This window comes from Ruegeria sp. SAZD011 (genome assembly GCF_059612545.1).
On sequence record NZ_JBXWQU010000005.1, the window covers coordinates 1 to 2,159 of the forward strand.

Sequence of the window (2,159 nt, forward strand, 5' to 3'; positions counted from 1 at the left end):
TATCTGCTTCAAAGACATGGAATCACAAGGCAAGCATCATGGGAATCCTGAATCCGATCAGGGGCGACACGCTCTAAACCAGCAGTATGGGTGTCTTCGTGGCGCCCAGTTCGGCGTTATACTGTGTCGGGTATTTGCTCGCCATACGCTTGGCGATCATTGTCTTGCCGATACCGGAACTTCCATAAACCATCAGCCCCGGCATCCGGCTTTGCTGCGGCATTTCCATTAGGGATGTCAATCGGTTGAGAACGATCGTGGCACGGTCAAACGCAATCCAATGGTCGCCGCGGATACGGTCAATTCTTTCGTCTGGGGTCATTAAACTCATCAATCTCATAGGTTGGCAGATCAGGATTGCCCGTGTCGATCGCGAACATTTCGCGCGACGGATCGCGACGCGGTTGGTGCCGGGGAAGCCGAGCACCTCTTTCGTTTTCCAACCGGGCAGTCCTTGTCTTTTGGCGCGCGGCTTCGGCCAGCCGCCGCTGCGCGTCAATCAAATGGAATAGGACTCGCTCGTTGATCCGGCCACCATGTTTATCCTGCCATTCTTTCCGGGCCCGCCGACTTTCCCAAAGCGATATCTGCGGGTGGCTGAGATCCCTGTAGCGTGCCGAGATCACGCGGCCATCATCGATGATGACCCAGACCTGCGACAAGTCTCGCGGATCATATTTCACCTGTACCTTGCCCTGCCTGCGTCCGACCAACGACGCGAAGACATCACTCCAGTAATGGACCCCGAAAAGCGTGACCCCGGTGCGCCCGAGCTGGCGCCACTCGAAGGGCAAGAAGCTCGTCCGAAAGGCTTCGACGTCAACGACCTGTCGCCCCGCAGTATCCCCGCCCAGATCAGCCCAGGCAGCCAGCGGCGTTCGGCCGAGGGCTTCGTGAACCGTATTGTGGTATCGGCAGATTTCCAGATGAAGCCAATCCTCGAACTCGGTCAGGGTCAGGGATGCATGCTTTTCACTGTCATAGTCGCCCTTCTCGACGATTGAGGATTGGGTGGTCCCGGGTAGCACATGAACGGCACCCATGGTCGTTCCGATCAGCCGTTCGACATGGCCGCCATAGTGTTTGCCACCAAGCGGACGATACTCGACGGTTATGCCCCAATCTTCGCAGGCCATTCTGAAGGCGTCGCTGTGGAACTCCTGCGCATTGTCGACGTGGATCGCCTTCGGAATGCCGGCCGTCGGCCAATCCACCTCTTCCAGTGTTCCAAGGACGCGCACCGATTTCCGCCGCACACAGTGATCGAGACATAGAGCGATCGACAAGACAGATGGCTCATCGAAAGTGACGTAGGCCCCGAGAACGATCCGTGTCGCGACATCAATGGCAACCGTCAGATAGGGGCGCGCAAGTGGCCGCCGGTTCACGTGATCAACCAGAATGATGTCCGCCGTCGTATGATCGATCTGAACGACTTCCAGCGGGGCTGAAACTTCAAGACGCCCGGGACGCGCGGCAAAGACCTTGTCAGCCTCCTCTGCCCCGCGCCGTTTCCGGATGACCTCTCGCTGATCCATCGCGTCGAGACGGGCTTTGACCGTTTTCCGGGTCGGGGGTTGAAATCCTTTCGCTTCGCACTCGGCACGGATCTCACGCCAGATGCGAAGAAAGCTCGAGCGCTCGCGAACCAGATAGTAACGCTGCAGACTCTCATCGATGATGATTTCGACGTCTTGCGCAATCCGTTTCGACCCCGGTTTCGGCCCGCGACGGTCCAACTCCAACGCCGCCGCGCGTGCATCATTCTCTCTCAGACGCCGGTAGAGCGACCATGTGTGGCTTTTCGCCAAGCCGAGTTCCCAAGCGGCGTCACCGATAGCAGCGCTGATCGGCTCGCCCCTCTTTTCTAGCTCCAGGATCGGCCGGAGAACCACTGCACGATGTTTCGCAATACGCTCGCTGGCCACCTAAATCCCCCGCCCCAAGAGGTCGACACTTATCCACAGTTTCGACCGTACGGCAATTAAAGGTACAGTATGGTAATTAACGGTACAATATGAAAATTAAGGGTACAAACCACCATTGATATTAAGGGATAATTTCAGACCGGATTCTGATTAATTAGAGCGTGTCGCCCCTGATCGGATTCAGGATTCCCATGATGCTTGCCTTGTGATTCCATGTCTTTGAAGCAGATA

The 2,159-nt window shown here is 56.7% G+C and carries 2 protein-coding genes; both read right to left on the minus strand.

Annotation, left to right across the window (positions count from 1 at the left end; all coding sequences use genetic code 11):
• Positions 1 to 73: 73 nt before the first annotated feature.
• On the minus strand, positions 74 to 322 hold the full coding sequence (locus AC2FLM_RS01130) for a TniB family NTP-binding protein (protein ID WP_496854901.1): 249 nt from the start codon (positions 320 to 322) through the stop codon (positions 74 to 76).
• Complete coding sequence (locus tag AC2FLM_RS01135) at positions 300 to 1,928, minus strand: TnsB C-terminal domain-containing protein (protein WP_496854903.1); 1,629 nt, start codon at positions 1,926 to 1,928, stop codon at positions 300 to 302. Before AC2FLM_RS01135 ends, AC2FLM_RS01130 begins: the two co-directional genes overlap by 23 nt.
• Positions 1,929 to 2,159 lie beyond the last annotated feature (231 nt).

What these genes read in the sequence shown, in the direction of transcription:
- AC2FLM_RS01130 (WP_496854901.1), bottom strand. Translation starts at nt 322, where the DNA reads ATGACCCCAGACGAAAGAATTGACCGTATCCGCGGCGACCATTGGATT.